Here is a 16,723-nt window from a genome sequence, read left to right on the forward strand (position 1 = left end):
AGCCTAGGGACCGGCCTCGGGCACGGCGTAGCGGAGGGGTGAAGGATTGGTCGATGTCGGTGCCCGGGAATAGCCTTCCTCGCGCGACGGTTGGCGCCGTCAACCGATGAGTCAGGGAGACATGGGCGACAAGCGAGCAGACGGCCGGGGGTCGACCCGAGCCGGCTTCGCCGTCCTCGCGGTGGCCATCCGGCGTGAGCCCTGGATCTTCACGCTCTCGACGCTCGGCAGCGTCCTCTTCGGCGCCCTGACCGTGGCCGACGCGTGGGTGCTCGGCTGGTCCACCGACAACGTCGTGCTGCCCGCCTTCGAGACCGGAGAGGTGGGCGCGGGCTCGCTCGTCGCGATCCTCGCGCTGTTCGTCGGCGTCGCGATCCTGCGCGCGGTCGGCATCGTCGCGCGCCGGCTCGGCGCCGGGATCATGCAATACCGCATGCAGGCCCGCACCCGTCGTGCCGTGACCCGGCAATACCTCTCGCTTCCCATGGAGTGGCACCAGCGCCACCCGACCGGTGAGCTGCTGAGCAATGCCAACTCCGACGTCGAGGCTGCCTGGGGGCCGATCGCGCCACTCCCGATGGCCGTCGGCACGGTCGCGATGATGGTCATCGCCGTCGGTCAGATGTTCCTCGCCGACCTGGTGCTCGCGCTGGTCGGTCTGCTGGTCTTCCCGGCCGTGATCGCGGTCAACGTGATCTACCAGAACCTCGCGCAGGGCTGGATGACGCGGGCCCAGCAGCTGCGTGCCGAGGTCAGCGAGATCGCCCACGAGTCCTTCGACGGCGCGATGGTCGTCAAGACCCTCGGTCGCGAACCGGAAGAGACCGCGCGCTTCGCCGCCAAGGCCGAGGAGCTGCGCGACGTCAACATCCGCGTCGGACGGATCCGGGCCGCCTTCGACCCGGCGCTCGCCGCGCTGCCCGGCATCGGCGTGCTGTTCGTCCTCGCCTTCGGCGTCTCGCGGGTCCTCAGCGGTGCCGCCGACGCCGGTGACGTCGTCACCGTCGCCTACCTCCTGACCATCGTGTCCTTCCCGATCCGCTCGATCGGCTGGCTCCTCGGCGAGTTCCCCCGCAGCGTCGTCGGCTACCGCCGCGTCCGCGCCGTCCTCGATGCCGCCGGAGAGATGCCCTACGGCGAGTCCCCGGCGACCGGGGGTCGCTCCGGCGCCCGTCTCGACGTCGACGGCCTCGGCTACCGCTATGTCCCCGACCAGCCGTTGCTCGAGGACCTGACCTTCAGCGTCGAGCCCGGCCGCACCGTCGCCCTCGTGGGGGCGACGGCCTCGGGCAAGAGCACCCTCACCACCTTGCTGACCCGCCTGGTCGACCCCGACTCCGGCCAGGTCGTCGTCGACGGGACCGATGTGCGCGACCTCGCGCCCGGTCAGCTAGCCGCGATGGTCTCCCTGGTCCCGCAGACGGCCTTCCTCTTCGACGACACCGTGCGCGGCAACATCACCCTCGGTGCCGACGTCGGTGACGCCGACGTCTGGGAGGCCCTGCGCATCGCCCAGGGCGACGGCTTCGTCGCGGCCCTTCCCGCCGGCCTCGACGCGCGCCTCGGCGAGCGCGGCACGTCGCTCTCGGGCGGCCAGCGCCAGCGGATCTCGCTGGCTCGCGCCCTGGTCCGGCGACCGCGGCTGCTGATCCTCGACGACGCCACCTCCGCGGTCGATCCCGAGGTCGAGGGCCGCATCCTGGCGGGGCTCCGCTCGGGCCTGGCGGCGGGTGACGGTGCTGACGGCTCCACCTTGGTCGTCGTCGCCTACCGCAAGGCCACGATCGCGCTGGCCGACGAGGTGCTCCACCTCGAGGGCGGCCGCATCGCCGATCGCGGCACGCACGCCGAGCTGCTGGCGCGCAACCCGTCCTACGCCCGCCTGGTCAACGCCTACGAGCAGGACCCCGACCATGCCGGACACCCCGGTCATGGGGGGGAGGAGGTGCGGACGTGACGACCACCCAGCAGCCCAAGGCCGACGGCTCGACGGTCATGGAGACCGGCGAGGACATCGGCGCGATGGACACCATCCGTCGCGGCATCAGCCACTCGCCCGAGCTCAAGGAGGGCATTCGCGGCACCCTGCTGCTCGCCGTCCTCGCCTCGGTCGGCCAGGTCATCGTGCCGATCGCGGTCCAGCAGACCCTCGACCGCGGGCTCAACGGCGCCGACGGACCCGACGTGTCCTACACGGTCTGGATGGGGGTGGCCGCCGCCGTCGGCATCCTGATCACCAGCTATGCCTCCTACGCGATGACGACGCGCCTGTTCACCACCTCCGAGCGGGGCCTGGCGACGCTGCGCATCAAGGCGTTCCGCCACGTCCACGACCTGCCCCTGCTCACGCAGAACACCGAGCGCCGCGGCGCCCTCGTCTCCCGTGTCACCAGCGACGTCGACCAGGTCAGCCAGTTCCTCGTCTTCGGCGGGCTGCTCTTCGTCGTCAGCGTCGGGCAGGTCCTCATCGCCACGATCGTCATGCTCTTCTACAGCTGGCAGCTCGCCCTCGTGGTCTGGCTCTGCTTCGCGCCGCTCTTCCTCTCGCTGCGCTTCTTCCAGCGCAAGCTGTCCGATGCCTACAGCACCGTCCGCCGTCAGGTCGGCCTCTTGCTCTCGGCGATCTCCGAGCCCGTGGTCGGTGCCGCGGTCGTCCGCTCCTACGCCGTCGAGGCGCGTACCCAGGCCCGCATCGACGAGGCCATCTCGGCCCACCAGGTCGCCAGCACCCGTGCGCAGGGCTTCACCGCCTTCTCGTTCTCGCTCGGCGGGGTCTCGGCGGGCCTGGCCAACGCCGGGGTGCTGATCGTGGGCATCTGGCTCGGCTTCGCCGGCGACATCTCCGCCGGCGAGGTGTTGGCCTTCGCGTTCCTCGTGACGCTCTTCGTCGGACCGGTCCAGCTGGGCACCCAGATCCTCACCGACGCCCAGAACGCCATTGCCGGGTGGCGCCGGGTCATCGGCATCCTCGACACCCCTGCCGACCTCGTCGACCCGGGCGTAGACGGCGAAGTGCTGCCGCGCGGCCCGATCGACGTACGGTTCGAGGACGTGGAGTTCGCCTACCCCGGCGGCCCGCCGGTCCTGCGCGAGGTCACGCTCGCCATCGACGCCGGTCGCCGCCTCGCGATCGTGGGGGCGACCGGCTCGGGCAAGTCCACCTTCGCCAAGCTCCTCACCCGGTTGATGGATCCCTCGAGTGGATCGGTGCTGCTCGACGGCGTCGACGTCCGCAAGATCTCCGAGCGGTCGCTGCGCAAGAGCGTCGTGCTGGTGCCGCAGGAGGGCTTCCTCTTCGACGACACCATCACCGCCAACGTCCGCTACGGCAAGCTCGACGCGAGCGAGGCCGAGATCCTCGCCAGCGCCGAGGAGCTGGGGCTCGCCGACTGGGTCGCCGGCCTGCCGCACGGCCTGGAGACCAAGGTCGGCCAGCGCGGCGAGTCCCTCTCGGCCGGCGAGCGTCAGCTCGTGGCGCTGCTGCGCGCCCACCTCGCTGATCCCGACCTGCTGGTCCTCGACGAGGCCACCAGCGCGGTCGACCCCGCCCTGGAGATGCGCATCGGTCGCGCTCTCGAGCGCCTGATGAGTGGCCGCACCTCGGTCACCATCGCGCACCGCCTCTCCACTGCCGAGGGCGCCGACGAGGTCGTGGTCGTGGACCAGGGCCGCGTCGTGCAGCGCGGCCACCACAGCGTGCTGAGGGCCGAGCAGGGCAGCGTCTACGCAGGCCTGCACACCTCCTGGGTCGCGCAGCAGGGCCAGTAGCGCACCGGCCCACCGGCGCGCACGGCTCTCGGGCGTGCCGGTGCCGGGCGAGACCGACGGCACCTACGTCGTTGGTGGCGGCGACCTCAGCGAGTGTCTGGCGGTGCGGGTGACCTAGCCCGGCACCTCCGGTGCCAACCCCGTGCGGGGCACGGTGCGGGTGCTGGTCGACGGGGTCAAGGTCGCCAGCGGGACGCTGAGCAACGGTCAGGTCGTGCTGCGACTGCGCGGTCTCAAGCCCGGACGCCAGGTCATCAAGGTCGTCTACGGCGGCGAGGCACGCGTCCTGGCCCAGAGCGTGGTGCGCAGGGTGACCGTGCGGCGATGATCATCAGCGCGTGACGGTTCGTCAGGCATGAGGCAGGGCGGCGATACTGGGTCGGTGGAGACACTCGACCCGGCCATCGCCGCCCTGCTCAAGCGTTCGGCCGAAGGACTGGTTCCGGCCGTGGTGCAGCAGCACGACACCCTCGAGGTGCTGATGCTGGGCTGGATGGACGACGAGGCGCTGCACCGGACGCTGACGACGGGTCGCGCGACCTACTGGAGCCGCTCGCGTCGGGAGTACTGGGTCAAGGGCGACACCTCCGGCCACGTCCAGTGGGTCAAGGACGTCCGGCTCGACTGCGACGGCGACACCCTGCTCGTCAAGGTCGACCAGGAGGGCGCCGCCTGTCACACCGGCGACCGCACGTGCTTCGACGCCGTCAGCTTCGACGTGGCCGCCCGTGGCTAGGCCGGACGGATCAGCCAGGTCCGCCTTCGTCCCCACGGTCCTCGCCGGCCTCGCGACCGCGGGCCTGACGGCCATCGCGACCAACCAGACCCTGGCCACCGCCCGACCCACCGAGAGCGGGATCGTCTACTCCGACCTGCAGGAGGGCTCCCAGGTCCCGCTCGCACTCACGCTCAGCCTGGTCGTCCTCGCCTGCTGGGGAGTCGTCCTCGTCACCCGTCGAGTCGTACGACGAGGGGTCGCCGTGCTGGGGCTGGCCGCGGCCGTGGGGGCTGCGGCCTCCGTGGTGCTCGGCAGGGGGATGATCATCGACTCCTACCGCGCCGACTTCCGCGACATCGGTGCGACCCCGGTGGTCGACCTCAGCTGGTGGTACTGGCTGGCGCTGGTGCTGTCGGTCCTCGCCGTCCTGCCCGCCGCCGTGGCCGCGCGGCAGGTGGGGCGCTGGCCCGAGATGGGCACCCGTTACGACGCGCCCGGGGACCAGGAGGCGGTCCGCGCGACCCCGGACGAGGACGAGGAGCCGTCCAGCCTCGAACTCTGGAAAGCCATCGACGAGGGTCGCGACCCCACGCGGTGACCACGCCTGAATAGAATGGGCCGCACCACCCGACGTACCGAGATCCCGTGCGCACCTCGCCGCACGACCCATCGCAAGGAGCCCTGCATGACGGACAACCACGGCAACACTCCGGCTGCCTGGACGGCCGTGGTCGTCGCGCTGGTCGGCTTCGTGGTGGGAGGTGTCGGCCTGATGCTCAGCCCGATCAGCTTCGTCATCTTCTGGATCGGCGTGGTCATCACGCTGGCCGCCGGCGTGCTGTTCGGCGTCATGGCCAAGCTGGGCCTCCACGAGTCCGCAACGCACTGACCGATGTCGTGACCCAGCAGCCGACGGCGCCCGCGCTCGCACCGGAGAGCCCCCCGCAGACGCGGGGGCAGCGCCTCGTCGCGCCCCTGGTCACCATCGGCGCCCTCGGTGCCACCACCGTCGCCCTGCACTTCCGTGACCCGCACGCCCAGGGCAGCTGGGGCTTCTGCCCGAGCGCTGCGATGGGCTTCTGGTGCCCCGGCTGCGGCGGCCTGCGAGCCGTCAACGACCTGACCCACGCTCAGCTCGTCGACGCAGCCTCGAGCAACCTGGCCTTCATCGTCGCGCTGCCGTTCCTCGTCGCCGGGCTGGCGCTCTGGACCGTCGACCGCTGGCGGGGGCACCAGCGTCAGATCCCGATGAGGGTCGTCTCCCGGGTCGCGGTCACCGTGATCGCGCTGATGGCCGTCTTCACGATCCTGCGCAACCTCTCGGGATCGTGGCTGGCGCCCTGAGCGTCAGCCGAAGGTGCCGAGCACCAGTGCGGAGGTCGCCAGCACCGAGTTCTTGGGAGGTCGGGAGCCGTAGCCGTAGGGCTGCGGGGCGCCGTACTCGGGCGGCGGCGGCGGGGGCTGGTGGTAGCTCAGGGGAATCCCTTCGACGTGGACCGGTGCAGCGGCGTGACCGCTGTCTGGACCCCAAGGCGTCGCGTGACAGACTCGTGGCAGCGCACAGCCCGACCCGGACCAGCGATCCGACCAGCGATCCGGGCCCGATCCAGGAGGTAGTCATGTCCGTGCTCGACGACATCGTCGACGGCGTGCGGATCGACCTCGCGGAGCGCGAGTCGGTGGTCTCCATGGCCGACCTGCGCGCTGCCCTGGCCGACGTCGGGCCGGCCCGCGACCCGATGCCGCACTTCCGTGCCCCGGGCTCCAGCGTCATCGCCGAGGTCAAGCGCCGCAGCCCGAGCAAGGGCGACCTGGCCGACATCCCCGACCCGGCAGCCCTGGCCGTGCAGTACGCCGCCGGGGGCGCCGCTGCGATCAGCGTGCTCACCGAGCAGCGACGCTTCGGTGGGAGCCTCGACGACCTGCGAGCCGTGCGCGCGGCCCTCGACACCCCGATCCTGCGCAAGGACTTCATGGTCACGAGCTACCAGGTGCTCGAGGCCCGCGCTGCCGGCGCCGACCTGGTCCTGCTCATCGTGGCCTCGCTCGACGACGACACCCTTCGCCGCCTGCACGACGAGGCGCGCGAGCTGGGACTGACCGTGCTGGTCGAGGTGCACGACGAGGCCGAGACCGAGCGCGCCGTCGCGCTGGGCACCGAGCTGATCGGCATCAACGCGCGCAACCTCAAGACCCTGGCCGTCGACAACGAGACCTTCGCCCGCCTCGCACCGTTGGTGCCCGGCGACCGGGTCCTGGTCGCCGAGTCGGGCATCTCCGGCCTTCCCGACGTCGCCCGCTTCGTCAGCCAGGGAGCTCGCGCGGTCCTGGTCGGTGAGGCACTCGTCAAGAACGGCGCTCCCCGCGACGCCGTCGCCGCCATGACAGGAGTCCAGGCATGACCACGACCAGCACTCCGGGCCAGCAGGCGCCCGTGATCCCGCCGTCGAGCTTCGATGCCGACGAGGGCGGCTGGTTCGGCGACTTCGGGGGCCGCTTCATGCCCGAGGCCCTGGTCGCTGCCCTCGACGAGCTGACCGAGGCCTGGCAGGACGCCATGGCCGACCCGACGTTCATCCACGACTTCGAGACCATCTGCCGCGACTACGGCGGCATGCCGAGCTCGCTCTACGAAGCGCGCCGGCTCTCCGACAAGGTCGGCGCCCGCATCCTGCTCAAGCGCGAGGACCTCAACCACACCGGCGCGCACAAGATCCGCAACGTGCTCGGCCAGGCGCTGCTGACCAGGCGCATGGGCAAGCAGCGCGTCATCGCGGAGACCGGTGCCGGCCAGCACGGTGTCGCCAGTGCCACGGCCGCTGCCTACTTCGGGCTCGACTGCACCGTCTACATGGGCGCCGTCGACGTCAAGCGGCAGGCCCTCAACGTCGCGCGGATGCACCTGCTCGGCGCGAAGGTCGTCCCGGTGGACAGCGGCAGCGCCACGCTCAAGGACGCCATCAACGAGGCGATGCGCGACTGGGTCGCCAGCGTCGACCACACGGCGTACCTCTTCGGCACCGCAGCCGGCCCCCACCCGTTCCCGAGCATGGTCCGCGACTTCGCCCGCGGCATCGGCGACGAGGCTCGCGCCCAGTGCCTCGAGCGCTACGGCCGCCTGCCGGACGCCATCGCGGCCTGCGTGGGCGGTGGATCCAACGCCATCGGGCTGTTTCAAGCGTTCCTCGACGACGAGGACGTCGCGATCTACGGCTTCGAGCCCGGCGGTGACGGGATCGAGACGGGACGCCACGCGGCCACGATCCACCAGGGCGACAGTGGCGTGCTGCACGGTGCCCGCACCTACGTCCTCCAGGACGAGGACGGTCAGACGATCGAGTCGCACTCGATCTCCGCAGGTCTCGACTACCCCGGGGTGGGCCCGCAGCACGCCCACCTGGCCAAGGTCGGCCGGGCCACCTACCTGCCGATCACCGACGCCGAGGCGATGGACGCCATGGCGCTGCTCAGCCGCACCGAGGGGATCATCCCGGCCATCGAGTCGGCCCACGCGATCGCGGGGGCCTTGCGCGTCGCCGAGCAGCTCGGTGCCGAGAAGGGTCCCGACGCGACGGTGCTGATCAACCTCAGCGGCCGCGGCGACAAGGACATGGAGACGGCCATGGAGTGGTTCGACCTGTGAGCACCGCTGCTACCACCCTCACCACCAGCACCGCCTTCGAGAAGACGCGCGCCGAGGGCAGGGCTGCCCTCATCGGCTACCTGCCGGCTGGCTTCCCCGACGTCCCCGGCGGCATCGACGCACTGCGCTGCCTGGTCGACTCCGGCTGCGACATCATCGAGGTCGGCCTGCCCTACAGCGACCCCGTCATGGACGGTCCGACCATCCAGCTGGCCGCCCAGCGTGCGCTCGAGGGCGGCGTCCGCACGGCTGACGTCCTGCGCACCGTCGAGGCCGTGGCCGCCACCGGCACCCCCACGGTCGTCATGACTTACTGGAACCCCGTGGAGCACTACGGCGGCCGCGGGGGCCACGCGCAGAGCGTGACGCGGTTCGCCGCGGACCTGGCCGGCGCCGGCGGAGCGGGCCTGATCACCCCCGACCTCACCCCGGACAGTGCGCCGGAGTGGATCGCCGCCGCGGACGAGCACGGGCTCGACAAGATCTTCCTGGTCGCGCCCTCCTCGACCGAGAGCCGCGTCGCGATGACCACCGCCGCATGCCGCGGCTTCGTCTACGCGACCGCCGTCATGGGTGTGACCGGGGCGCGCACGACCACCAGCGACCTCGCCGGTCCGCTGGTCGCGCGCACCAAGGCCACGACCGACCTGCCTGTCTGTGTCGGCCTCGGTGTCAGCAACGGCGACCAGGCCGCCGAGGTGGCGTCGTACGCCGACGGCGTCATCGTCGGCTCCGCCTTCGTGCGGGCCCTGCTCGACAACGACGACCGGGCTGCTGGCCTGCGGGCCCTCGCCGCCCTGACGGAGGACCTCGCCGTGGGATGTCGACGTGGCTAGGCCGGGGGGCCCGGGCCGCGGTCGCGCGGGGCTGGCGGCAGCGCTCCTGACGGTGCTCGTCGCCTCCGGCTGCGGCGGAGGCGCCAGCGCCGACGACGGCTTCAACGGCAAGGCTCTCGACAACCCGCTCCCGGTGCCGGACATCGCGCTGAGCGACACCTCTGGCAACGACTTCTCGCTGGCGGCCGACACCGACAAGCGCCTGAGCCTCGTCTTCTTCGGCTACAGCAACTGCCCCGACATCTGCCAGACGGTCATGGGCCAGCTGGCGGGCGCGATCAACAGGCTCGACGACGCGGACCGCGAGCAGGTCGAGGTGATCTTCGTGACGACCGATCCCGCGCGCGACACCGAGACGGCCCTGCGCCGCTACCTCGACCGCTTCAACCCCGACTTCATCGGGCTGACCGGCGACATCGACACGATCATCGACGTGGGTCGACCGTTGGCGGTCTACGTCAACGACGGCGTCGAGCTGCCCACCGGCGGCTTCGACCTGGGTGGCCACAGCACCCAGATCACGGCCATCGACAGCGACGACCAGGCTCCGGTCTACTGGAGCCAGGACACGTCGCAGTCGGAGTTCGCCGACGACATCCACACCCTGCTCGGCGAGGAGCCCTGACATGACCGATCTCCTGACGCTCACCGCCCTCTCGATTCCCAGCCCCAGCAGCGGCGTCTGGTACGTCGGTCCGGTCCCGCTCCGCGGTTACGCGCTGTCGATCATCCTCGGCATCGTGGTCGCCATCTGGATCGGCGAGCGCCGCTGGGTGGCTCGCGGGGGTCGTCCCGGTGACGTCCAGGACCTGGCGATCTGGGGCGTGCCGTTCGGCCTCGTCGGGGCCCGGCTCTACCACGTGGCCACCGACCACGGTCTCTACTTCGGTGACGGCAACAACCCGATCACGGCGCTCTACGTCTGGCGCGGGGGGCTGGGCATCTGGGGCGGCGTCGCCCTGGGAGCGCTCGGGGTCTACCTCGGGGCCCGCCGGAAGGGCATCAAGCTGCTCCCGGTCCTGGACGCGTTGGCGCCCGGTGTGCTGGTTGCGCAGGCCATCGGACGGTGGGGCAACTGGTTCAACCAGGAGCTCTACGGCCGACCCACCGACCTTCCGTGGGGCCTGGAGATCGATCCGGGCAACTACCCGTCGGGGCTGACCTTCCCCGCGGGCACGACCTTCCACCCGACGTACCTCTACGAGTTCCTGTGGAACCTGGCGGCCTTCGCCCTGGTGATCTGGGCCGACCGGCGTTTCAAGCTCGGCCACGGCCGGGTGATCGCCCTCTACGTGATGGCCTACACCGCCGGTCGCGGCTGGATCGAGGACCTGCGCATCGACACCGTGGAGCTCAGCGACGTGGGGGGGCTGCGCTTCAACGTGTGGGTCTCGATCGTCCTGTTCGTCGCCGCGGCGATCTACTTCGTGGTCAGCCTGCGTCTGCGGCCCGGCCGTGAGGACGACGTGTGGCGCCCGGGCCGGGGACCGGACACCACCGATGAGGGTGACACCGCCGCCACGGCCGCCCCGCCTGCTTCCGGGCCAACCTCCGGGCCTGCTTCGGGGACCACTGGGGAAGCCTCCACCTGAGACGTCCACCGCACAGCCGCGGGCTGCTCCGCGGCGTCACCGGGTGGTAATCTGACGGTTCCTCCGCGTGGGCCAATGTCGTCCCTTGCGCCCACATGTTGCAGCGATGTCTGCACACGACGACGACGGGAGAACCCAGTGCCCTATTCGCACGCGTTCCCGCCGCCCCAGGGGCTCTACGACCCCCGCCACGAGAAGGACGCCTGCGGCGTGGCTTTCGTGGCGACCCTCACCGGGGAGGCCAGCCACGACATCGTGGCGAAGGCACTGACCGCACTACGCAACCTCGAGCACCGCGGCGCCGCTGGTGCGGAGCCCAACTCGGGCGACGGCGCGGGCATCCTCCTGCAGGTGCCCGACGCGTTCCTGCGCGCGGTGGTCGACTTCGACCTGCCGCCTGCCCACGCCTACGCCGTCGGCACGGCATTCCTGCCAGGCGACGAGGACCACGTCGCCCAGACACGTCGTGAGGTCGAGAAGCTCGCAGCCGAGGAGGGCCTTGCGGTCCTCGGGTGGCGCGACGTCCCGACCGACCCCTCGATCCTGGGCGCCACCGCCCAGGGCGTGATGCCGACCTTCAAGCAGATCTTCGTCGCCGGCGCCTCGCAGCGCGTGACGGGCATGAAGCTCGAGCGCATGGCCTTCTGCCTGCGCAAGCGCGCCGAGCGCGACGCGGACGTCTACTTCCCGTCGCTGTCCTCGCGCACCCTGCTCTACAAGGGGATGCTCACCACCGACCAGCTGGACAACTTCTTCCCCGACCTGGTCGACGAGCGCGTCGCCTCCGCCATGGCGGTCGTGCACTCGCGCTTCTCGACCAACACCTTCCCCAGCTGGCCGCTCTCGCACCCGTTCCGGTTCATCGCCCACAACGGTGAGATCAACACCGTCATGGGCAACCGCAACTGGATGCGGGCCCGTGAGGCGTTGCTGTCGAGCGACCTGATCCCCGGGGAGCTGGAGCGGGTCTTCCCGATCGTCACCCCCGGTGCGTCCGACTCCGCGTCCTTCGACGAGGTGCTCGAGCTGCTCCACATGGGTGGGCGCAGCCTGCCCCACGCGATGCTGATGATGATCCCGGAGGCGTGGGAGAACCACACCGAGATGGATGCGAAGCGCCGCGAGTTCTACTCCTTCCACTCCGCGCTGATGGAGCCCTGGGACGGACCGGCCTGCGTCGTCTTCACCGACGGCTCCCAGATCGGTGCCGTGCTCGACCGCAACGGCCTGCGCCCCTCGCGCTACTGGGTCACCGACGACGGTCTGGTCGTCCTGGCCTCGGAGGTCGGAGTCCTCGACCTCGACCCCGCGACGATCGTGCGCAAGGGCCGGCTCCAGCCGGGCCGGATGTTCCTCGTCGACACCGACGAGCACCGCATCATCGAGGACGAGGAGATCAAGGCCCAGCTTGCGGGGGAGCACCCCTACGGCGAGTGGCTCCACGCCGGCCTGATCCACCTCAACGACATCCCCGAGCGCGAGCACATCGTGCACACGCACGCCTCGGTGACGCGCCGCCAGCAGATCTTCGGCTACACCGAGGAGGAGCTGCGCGTCCTGCTCACCCCGATGGCCAACACCGGGGGGGAGCCCCTGGGCTCGATGGGCACCGACACGCCCATCGCCGCCCTCAGCGACAAGCCGCGGCTGCTCTTCGACTACTTCAGCCAGCTGTTCGCGCAGGTCACCAACCCGCCGCTCGACGCCATCCGCGAGGAGCTCGTCACCTCGCTGAACGGCACGATCGGCCCCGAGGCCAACCTGCTCGACCCGACCCCGGCCTCGTGCCGCCAGGTCGTGCTGCCGTTCCCGGTCATCTCCAACGACGACCTGACCAAGATCCGGCACATCAACCGTGACGGCGACATGCCGGGCTTCATCACCCACGTCGCCCGCGGTCTCTACGAGGTCGAGGGTGGTGGCGGCGCGCTCGCGCACCGCATCGACGAGATCTGTGCCGAGGTGTCGCAGGCGATCTCCGACGGCGCGCGGATCATCGTGCTCTCCGACCGCCACTCGACCGCCGAGCTCGCGCCGATCCCGTCGCTGCTGCTCACCGGGGCCGTCCACCACCACCTGGTCCGCGAGAAGACCCGCACCCAGGTCGGTCTGCTCGTCGAGGCCGGCGACGTCCGCGAGGTCCACCACGTGGCGCTGCTCGTCGGCTACGGCGCGGCTGCGGTCAACCCCTATCTCGCGATGGAGTCCGTCGAGGACCTCGCCCGCGAGGGCTACTACGTCAAGACCGAGCCCGAGAAGGCCGTGGCCAACCTGGTCAAGGCGCTGGGCAAGGGCGTCCTGAAGGTGATGTCCAAGATGGGCGTCTCCACCGTGGCCTCCTACACCGGCGCCCAGATCTTCGAGGCCATCGGGCTCTCGCAGTCCGTGGTCGACCCCTACTTCACCGGGACCACCTCCAAGCTCGGCGGCATCGAGCTGGACACGATCGCGGAGGAGGTCGCGCGGCGCCACGCCACGGCGTACCCCCGCGGCGGGATCCTGCCCGCCCATCGCGAGCTGGCCGTCGGTGGTGAATACCAGTGGCGTCGCGAGGGCGAGCCGCACCTGTTCGACCCCGAGACGGTCTTCCGCCTCCAGCACGCCACGCGCACCGGGCGCTACGACGTCTTCAAGCAGTACACCGCCGCGATCAACGAGCATTCCGAGCGGCTGATGACGCTGCGCGGCCTGTTCCGGTTCCGCGACGCCGACGAGGTCGGCCGGCAGCCGATCGCCATCGAGGAGGTCGAGCCGGTCTCCGAGATCGTCAAGCGCTTCTCGACCGGGGCGATGTCCTACGGCTCGATCAGCAAGGAGGCGCACGAGACCCTCGCGATCGCCATGAACCAGCTGGGCGGCAAGTCCAACACCGGCGAGGGCGGCGAGGACGCCGAACGTCTCTACGACCCCGAGCGACGCAGCTCCATCAAGCAGGTCGCCTCGGGTCGGTTCGGCGTGACCTCGGAGTACCTCACGAACGCCGACGACATCCAGATCAAGATGGCGCAGGGCGCCAAGCCCGGCGAGGGCGGTCAGCTGCCTGGCAACAAGGTCTACCCGTGGGTCGCCAAGACGCGCTACTCCACCCCCGGCGTCGGCCTCATCAGCCCGCCTCCGCACCACGACATCTACTCCATCGAGGACCTCGCCCAGCTGATCCACGACCTCAAGAACGCCAACCCGGTGGCGCGGGTCCACGTCAAGCTGGTCTCCGAGGTCGGGGTCGGCACCGTCGCGGCGGGGGTCTCCAAGGCCCACGCCGACGTGGTCCTGATCTCGGGCCACGACGGCGGCACCGGCGCCTCGCCGCTGACGTCGCTCAAGCACGCCGGTGGTCCGTGGGAGCTCGGTCTCGCCGAGACGCAGCAGACGCTGCTCCTCAACGGTTTGCGCGACCGCATCGTCGTCCAGGCCGACGGCCAGCTCAAGACCGGTCGTGACGTCGTCATCGCCGCGCTGCTGGGCGCCGAGGAGTTCGGCTTCGCCACCGCCCCGTTGGTGGTCTCGGGCTGCATCCTCATGCGTGTGTGCCACCTGGACACCTGCCCCGTCGGTGTCGCGACGCAGAACCCGGTCCTGCGCGAGCGCTTCTCCGGCAAGGCCGAATACATCGTCAACTTCTTCACCTACATCGCCGAGGAGGTCCGCGAGCTGCTCGCTCAGCTCGGGTTCCGCACCCTCGACGAGGCCATCGGGCAGGTGGGTGCGCTGGACGTCGCTCACGCGGTCGAGCACTGGAAGGCCTCGGGCCTCGACGTGACCCCGATCCTGCACGCGCCCGACACGAGCGCCTTCCCCGACCAGGACCTGCGGTGCACCAAGACCCAGGACCACGGCCTGGAGCGCTCGCTCGACCTGACCGAGCTGGTGCCGCTGGCCCAGGCGGCCATCGAGAGCGGCGAGCCCGTCCGGGCCCAGGTGGCGATCCGCAACGTGAACCGCACGGTCGGCACGATCCTCGGCCACGAGGTCACCAAGAAGTACGGCGGTGAGGGGCTCCCCGAGGGCACGATCGACCTCACCTTCCTCGGCTCGGCCGGTCAGTCCTTCGGGGCCTTCCTGCCCCGGGGCATCACCATGCGCCTCGAGGGCGATGCCAACGACTACGTCGGCAAGGGGCTCTCGGGCGGCCGGATCGCCGTACGTCCCGACCGGGCGGCGACCTTCAACAGCAACGAGCAGATCATCGCCGGCAACACGATCGCCTACGGCGCGACCAGCGGGCAGATCTTCCTGCGCGGTGGTTGCGGCGAGCGGTTCGCGGTGCGCAACTCCGGCGCCTGGCTGGTGGCGGAGGGCGTGGGCGACCACGGCTGCGAGTACATGACAGGCGGCCGGGTGGTCGTCCTGGGCAAGACCGGGCGCAACTTCGCGGCCGGAATGTCCGGCGGCGTCGCATGGGTGCTCGACCTCAAGGAGTTCCGCGTCAACCGCGAGCTCGTCGAGCTCGGTCCCGTCTCCGGCGACGGGGCCGCCGAGCTTGAGCAGATGGTCCGTGGGCACTTCGAGGAGACGGGCTCACTGGTCGCCGAGGAGCTGCTAGCCGACTGGGACATGTCCCTGACCCGCTTCACCGAGGTCATGCCCCGTGACTACCGGATCGTGCTCGAGGCCAAGGCGAAGGCCGAGGCCGACGGGTGCGATGAGACCGAGATCGCCCACGCGATGATGGAGGCCCTCCATGGCTGACCCGAAGGGATTCCTCAAGGACGGCCGCGAGGTCGCGAAGCGACGTCCGGTCGACGAGCGAGTCCACGACTGGAACGAGGTCTACCCCGACGGGATCGGACGGGCCCTCCTGCCGATCGTCGGCAAGCAGGCCGGTCGCTGCATGGACTGCGGCATCCCGTTCTGCCACCAGGGTTGCCCGCTGGGCAACATCATCCCCGAGTGGAACGACTTGGTCTGGCGTGACGACTGGGAGGGCGCCATCGAGCGTCTCCACGCGACCAACAACTTTCCGGAGTTCACCGGTCGCCTGTGCCCCGCCCCGTGCGAGACCGCCTGCGTGCTGGGGATCAACCAGGACCCCGTGACGATCAAGAACGTCGAGGTCTCGATCATCGACAAGGCCTGGGAGTCGGGCTTCGTGCGCCCCCAGCCGCCGGAGTGGCTCTCGGGCCGCACGGTCGCGGTCATCGGCTCCGGTCCCGCGGGCCTCGCTGCCGCCCAGCAGCTCACCCGGGCCGGCCACACGGTCGCGGTCTACGAGCGGGCCGACAAGATCGGCGGGCTGCTGCGCTACGGCATCCCCGAGTTCAAGATGGAGAAGAAGCACGTCGAGCGGCGCGTCGAGCAGATGAAGCGCGAGGGCACGGTCTTCCGCGCCGGTGTCGACGTGGGTGTCGAGCTCACCGGTGACAAGCTGCGCGAGCGCTACGACGCCGTCGTGATCGCCACCGGCTCCACGGTCGCCCGCGACCTCGACGTCACCGGGCGCCAGCTCTCCGGGATCCACCAGGCCATGGAGTTCCTGCCCCAGGCCAACCGCGTCGCGCTCGGCGAGGAGGTGGCGGACCAGATCCGCGCCGATGGCAAGCACGTCGTCATCATCGGTGGGGGTGACACCGGCGCCGACTGCCTCGGCACGTCCACGCGCCAGGGCGCTGCTTCCATCACGCAGCTCGAGATCATGCCCGAGCCGCCCGAGGCACGTCCGGCTGGTCAGCCGTGGCCCACCTACCCGATGACCTTCCGCGTCTCCTCGGCCCACGAGGAGGCGGGGGAGCGGGTCTACGCCGTCTCCACCCAGGAGTTCCTGGGCGACGAGCACGGCAACGTGCGGGCTCTGCGCCTGGTCGACGTCGTCTTCGAGGGTGGCAAGCTGACCGAGATCGAGGGCAGCGAGCGCGAGATCCCGGCCGAGCTGGTGCTCTTCGCGATGGGCTTCACCGGCCCCGAGAAGCCGGGGCTCGTCGAGCAGCTGGGCGTCGACCTGGACGAGCGTGGCAACGTCGCGCGCGACAAGTCCTACATGTCCTCGGTGCCGGGCGTCTTCGTCGCCGGTGACGCTGGGCGTGGTCAGTCGCTCATCGTGTGGGCCATCGCCGAAGGTCGAGCCGCGGCTGCCGGCGTCGACACGTTCCTGACGGGCTCGACCACGCTGCCCGCGCCGATCCCGCCCACGGCGCGGCCGCTCGTGGTCTGAGGCCGGCCGGTGTCAGCC

14 protein-coding genes are annotated in these 16,723 nt (G+C 70.7%); all 14 read left to right on the top strand.

What is annotated here, in order from left to right; genetic code table 11:
• Nucleotides 1–106 precede the first annotated feature (106 nt).
• The 14 genes from BM204_RS07600 (at nt 107) to BM204_RS07665 (ending at nt 16,705) form a co-directional block, all read left to right on the top strand.
• Nucleotides 107–1,957 (top strand): ABC transporter ATP-binding protein, encoded by a 1,851-nt coding sequence (locus BM204_RS07600; RefSeq protein ID WP_246165953.1) that lies wholly within the window; start codon nt 107–109, stop codon nt 1,955–1,957.
• Nucleotides 1,954–3,768 (top strand): ABC transporter ATP-binding protein, encoded by a 1,815-nt coding sequence (locus BM204_RS07605; RefSeq protein ID WP_307725889.1) that lies wholly within the window; start codon nt 1,954–1,956, stop codon nt 3,766–3,768. Before BM204_RS07600 ends, BM204_RS07605 begins: the two co-directional genes overlap by 4 nt.
• Before the next feature lie 142 nt (nt 3,769–3,910).
• The gene (locus BM204_RS07610; RefSeq protein WP_091111764.1) at nt 3,911–4,096 is read left to right on the top strand and encodes an Ig-like domain-containing protein; all 186 of its coding nucleotides are present in this window, start codon (nt 3,911–3,913) and stop codon (nt 4,094–4,096) included.
• A gap of 54 nt (nt 4,097–4,150) precedes the next feature.
• Entirely contained in the window at nt 4,151–4,504 is a 354-nt protein-coding gene (gene hisI, locus BM204_RS07615; RefSeq protein WP_246165955.1) for a phosphoribosyl-AMP cyclohydrolase, read from the top strand.
• Entirely contained in the window at nt 4,497–5,084 is a 588-nt protein-coding gene (locus BM204_RS07620; RefSeq protein WP_091111767.1) for a Trp biosynthesis-associated membrane protein, read from the top strand. The genes hisI and BM204_RS07620 overlap by 8 nt, the downstream gene beginning before the upstream one ends.
• Nucleotides 5,085–5,171: 87 nt before the next feature.
• On the top strand, nt 5,172–5,375 hold the full coding sequence (locus BM204_RS07625; protein WP_091111769.1) for an HGxxPAAW family protein: 204 nt from the start codon (nt 5,172–5,174) through the stop codon (nt 5,373–5,375).
• Nucleotides 5,376–5,383: 8 nt separating this feature from the next.
• On the top strand, nt 5,384–5,830 hold the full coding sequence (locus BM204_RS07630) for a DUF2752 domain-containing protein (RefSeq protein WP_091111771.1): 447 nt from the start codon (nt 5,384–5,386) through the stop codon (nt 5,828–5,830).
• A 275-nt stretch (nt 5,831–6,105) separates the two neighbouring features.
• Nucleotides 6,106–6,888 (top strand): indole-3-glycerol phosphate synthase TrpC, encoded by a 783-nt coding sequence (gene trpC / locus BM204_RS07635; protein WP_091111773.1) that lies wholly within the window; start codon nt 6,106–6,108, stop codon nt 6,886–6,888.
• The gene (gene trpB / locus BM204_RS07640; RefSeq protein ID WP_091111774.1) at nt 6,885–8,129 is read left to right on the top strand and encodes a tryptophan synthase subunit beta; all 1,245 of its coding nucleotides are present in this window, start codon (nt 6,885–6,887) and stop codon (nt 8,127–8,129) included. Before trpC ends, trpB begins: the two co-directional genes overlap by 4 nt.
• Complete coding sequence (trpA, locus tag BM204_RS07645) at nt 8,126–8,965, top strand: tryptophan synthase subunit alpha (protein ID WP_091111776.1); 840 nt, start codon at nt 8,126–8,128, stop codon at nt 8,963–8,965. Before trpB ends, trpA begins: the two co-directional genes overlap by 4 nt.
• Nucleotides 8,958–9,590: an SCO family protein gene (locus BM204_RS07650; RefSeq protein WP_091111778.1), complete on the top strand. Its 633-nt coding sequence runs from the start codon at nt 8,958–8,960 to the stop codon at nt 9,588–9,590. Before trpA ends, BM204_RS07650 begins: the two co-directional genes overlap by 8 nt.
• A gap of 1 nt (nt 9,591) precedes the next feature.
• Complete coding sequence (gene lgt, locus BM204_RS07655; RefSeq protein ID WP_091111780.1) at nt 9,592–10,557, top strand: prolipoprotein diacylglyceryl transferase; 966 nt, start codon at nt 9,592–9,594, stop codon at nt 10,555–10,557.
• A gap of 138 nt (nt 10,558–10,695) precedes the next feature.
• Complete coding sequence (gltB, locus tag BM204_RS07660) at nt 10,696–15,246, top strand: glutamate synthase large subunit (RefSeq protein WP_246165958.1); 4,551 nt, start codon at nt 10,696–10,698, stop codon at nt 15,244–15,246.
• Nucleotides 15,239–16,705: a glutamate synthase subunit beta gene (locus BM204_RS07665; RefSeq protein WP_091111783.1), complete on the top strand. Its 1,467-nt coding sequence runs from the start codon at nt 15,239–15,241 to the stop codon at nt 16,703–16,705. The genes gltB and BM204_RS07665 overlap by 8 nt, the downstream gene beginning before the upstream one ends.
• The last annotated feature ends 18 nt before the right edge of the window (nt 16,706–16,723 follow it).

Origin of the sequence: Nocardioides psychrotolerans (assembly GCF_900113685.1) — a bacterium.
Classification (GTDB): domain Bacteria; phylum Actinomycetota; class Actinomycetes; order Propionibacteriales; family Nocardioidaceae; genus Nocardioides; species Nocardioides psychrotolerans.

What these genes read in the sequence shown, in the direction of transcription:
- BM204_RS07600 (WP_246165953.1), top strand. Translation starts at nt 107, where the DNA reads ATGAGTCAGGGAGACATGGGCGACAAGCGAGCAGACGGCCGGGGGTCG.
- BM204_RS07625 (WP_091111769.1), top strand. Translation starts at nt 5,172, where the DNA reads ATGACGGACAACCACGGCAACACTCCGGCTGCCTGGACGGCCGTGGTC.
- trpC (WP_091111773.1), top strand. Translation starts at nt 6,106, where the DNA reads ATGTCCGTGCTCGACGACATCGTCGACGGCGTGCGGATCGACCTCGCG.
- trpB (WP_091111774.1), top strand. Translation starts at nt 6,885, where the DNA reads ATGACCACGACCAGCACTCCGGGCCAGCAGGCGCCCGTGATCCCGCCG.
- lgt (WP_091111780.1), top strand. Translation starts at nt 9,592, where the DNA reads ATGACCGATCTCCTGACGCTCACCGCCCTCTCGATTCCCAGCCCCAGC.
- BM204_RS07665 (WP_091111783.1), top strand. Translation starts at nt 15,239, where the DNA reads ATGGCTGACCCGAAGGGATTCCTCAAGGACGGCCGCGAGGTCGCGAAG.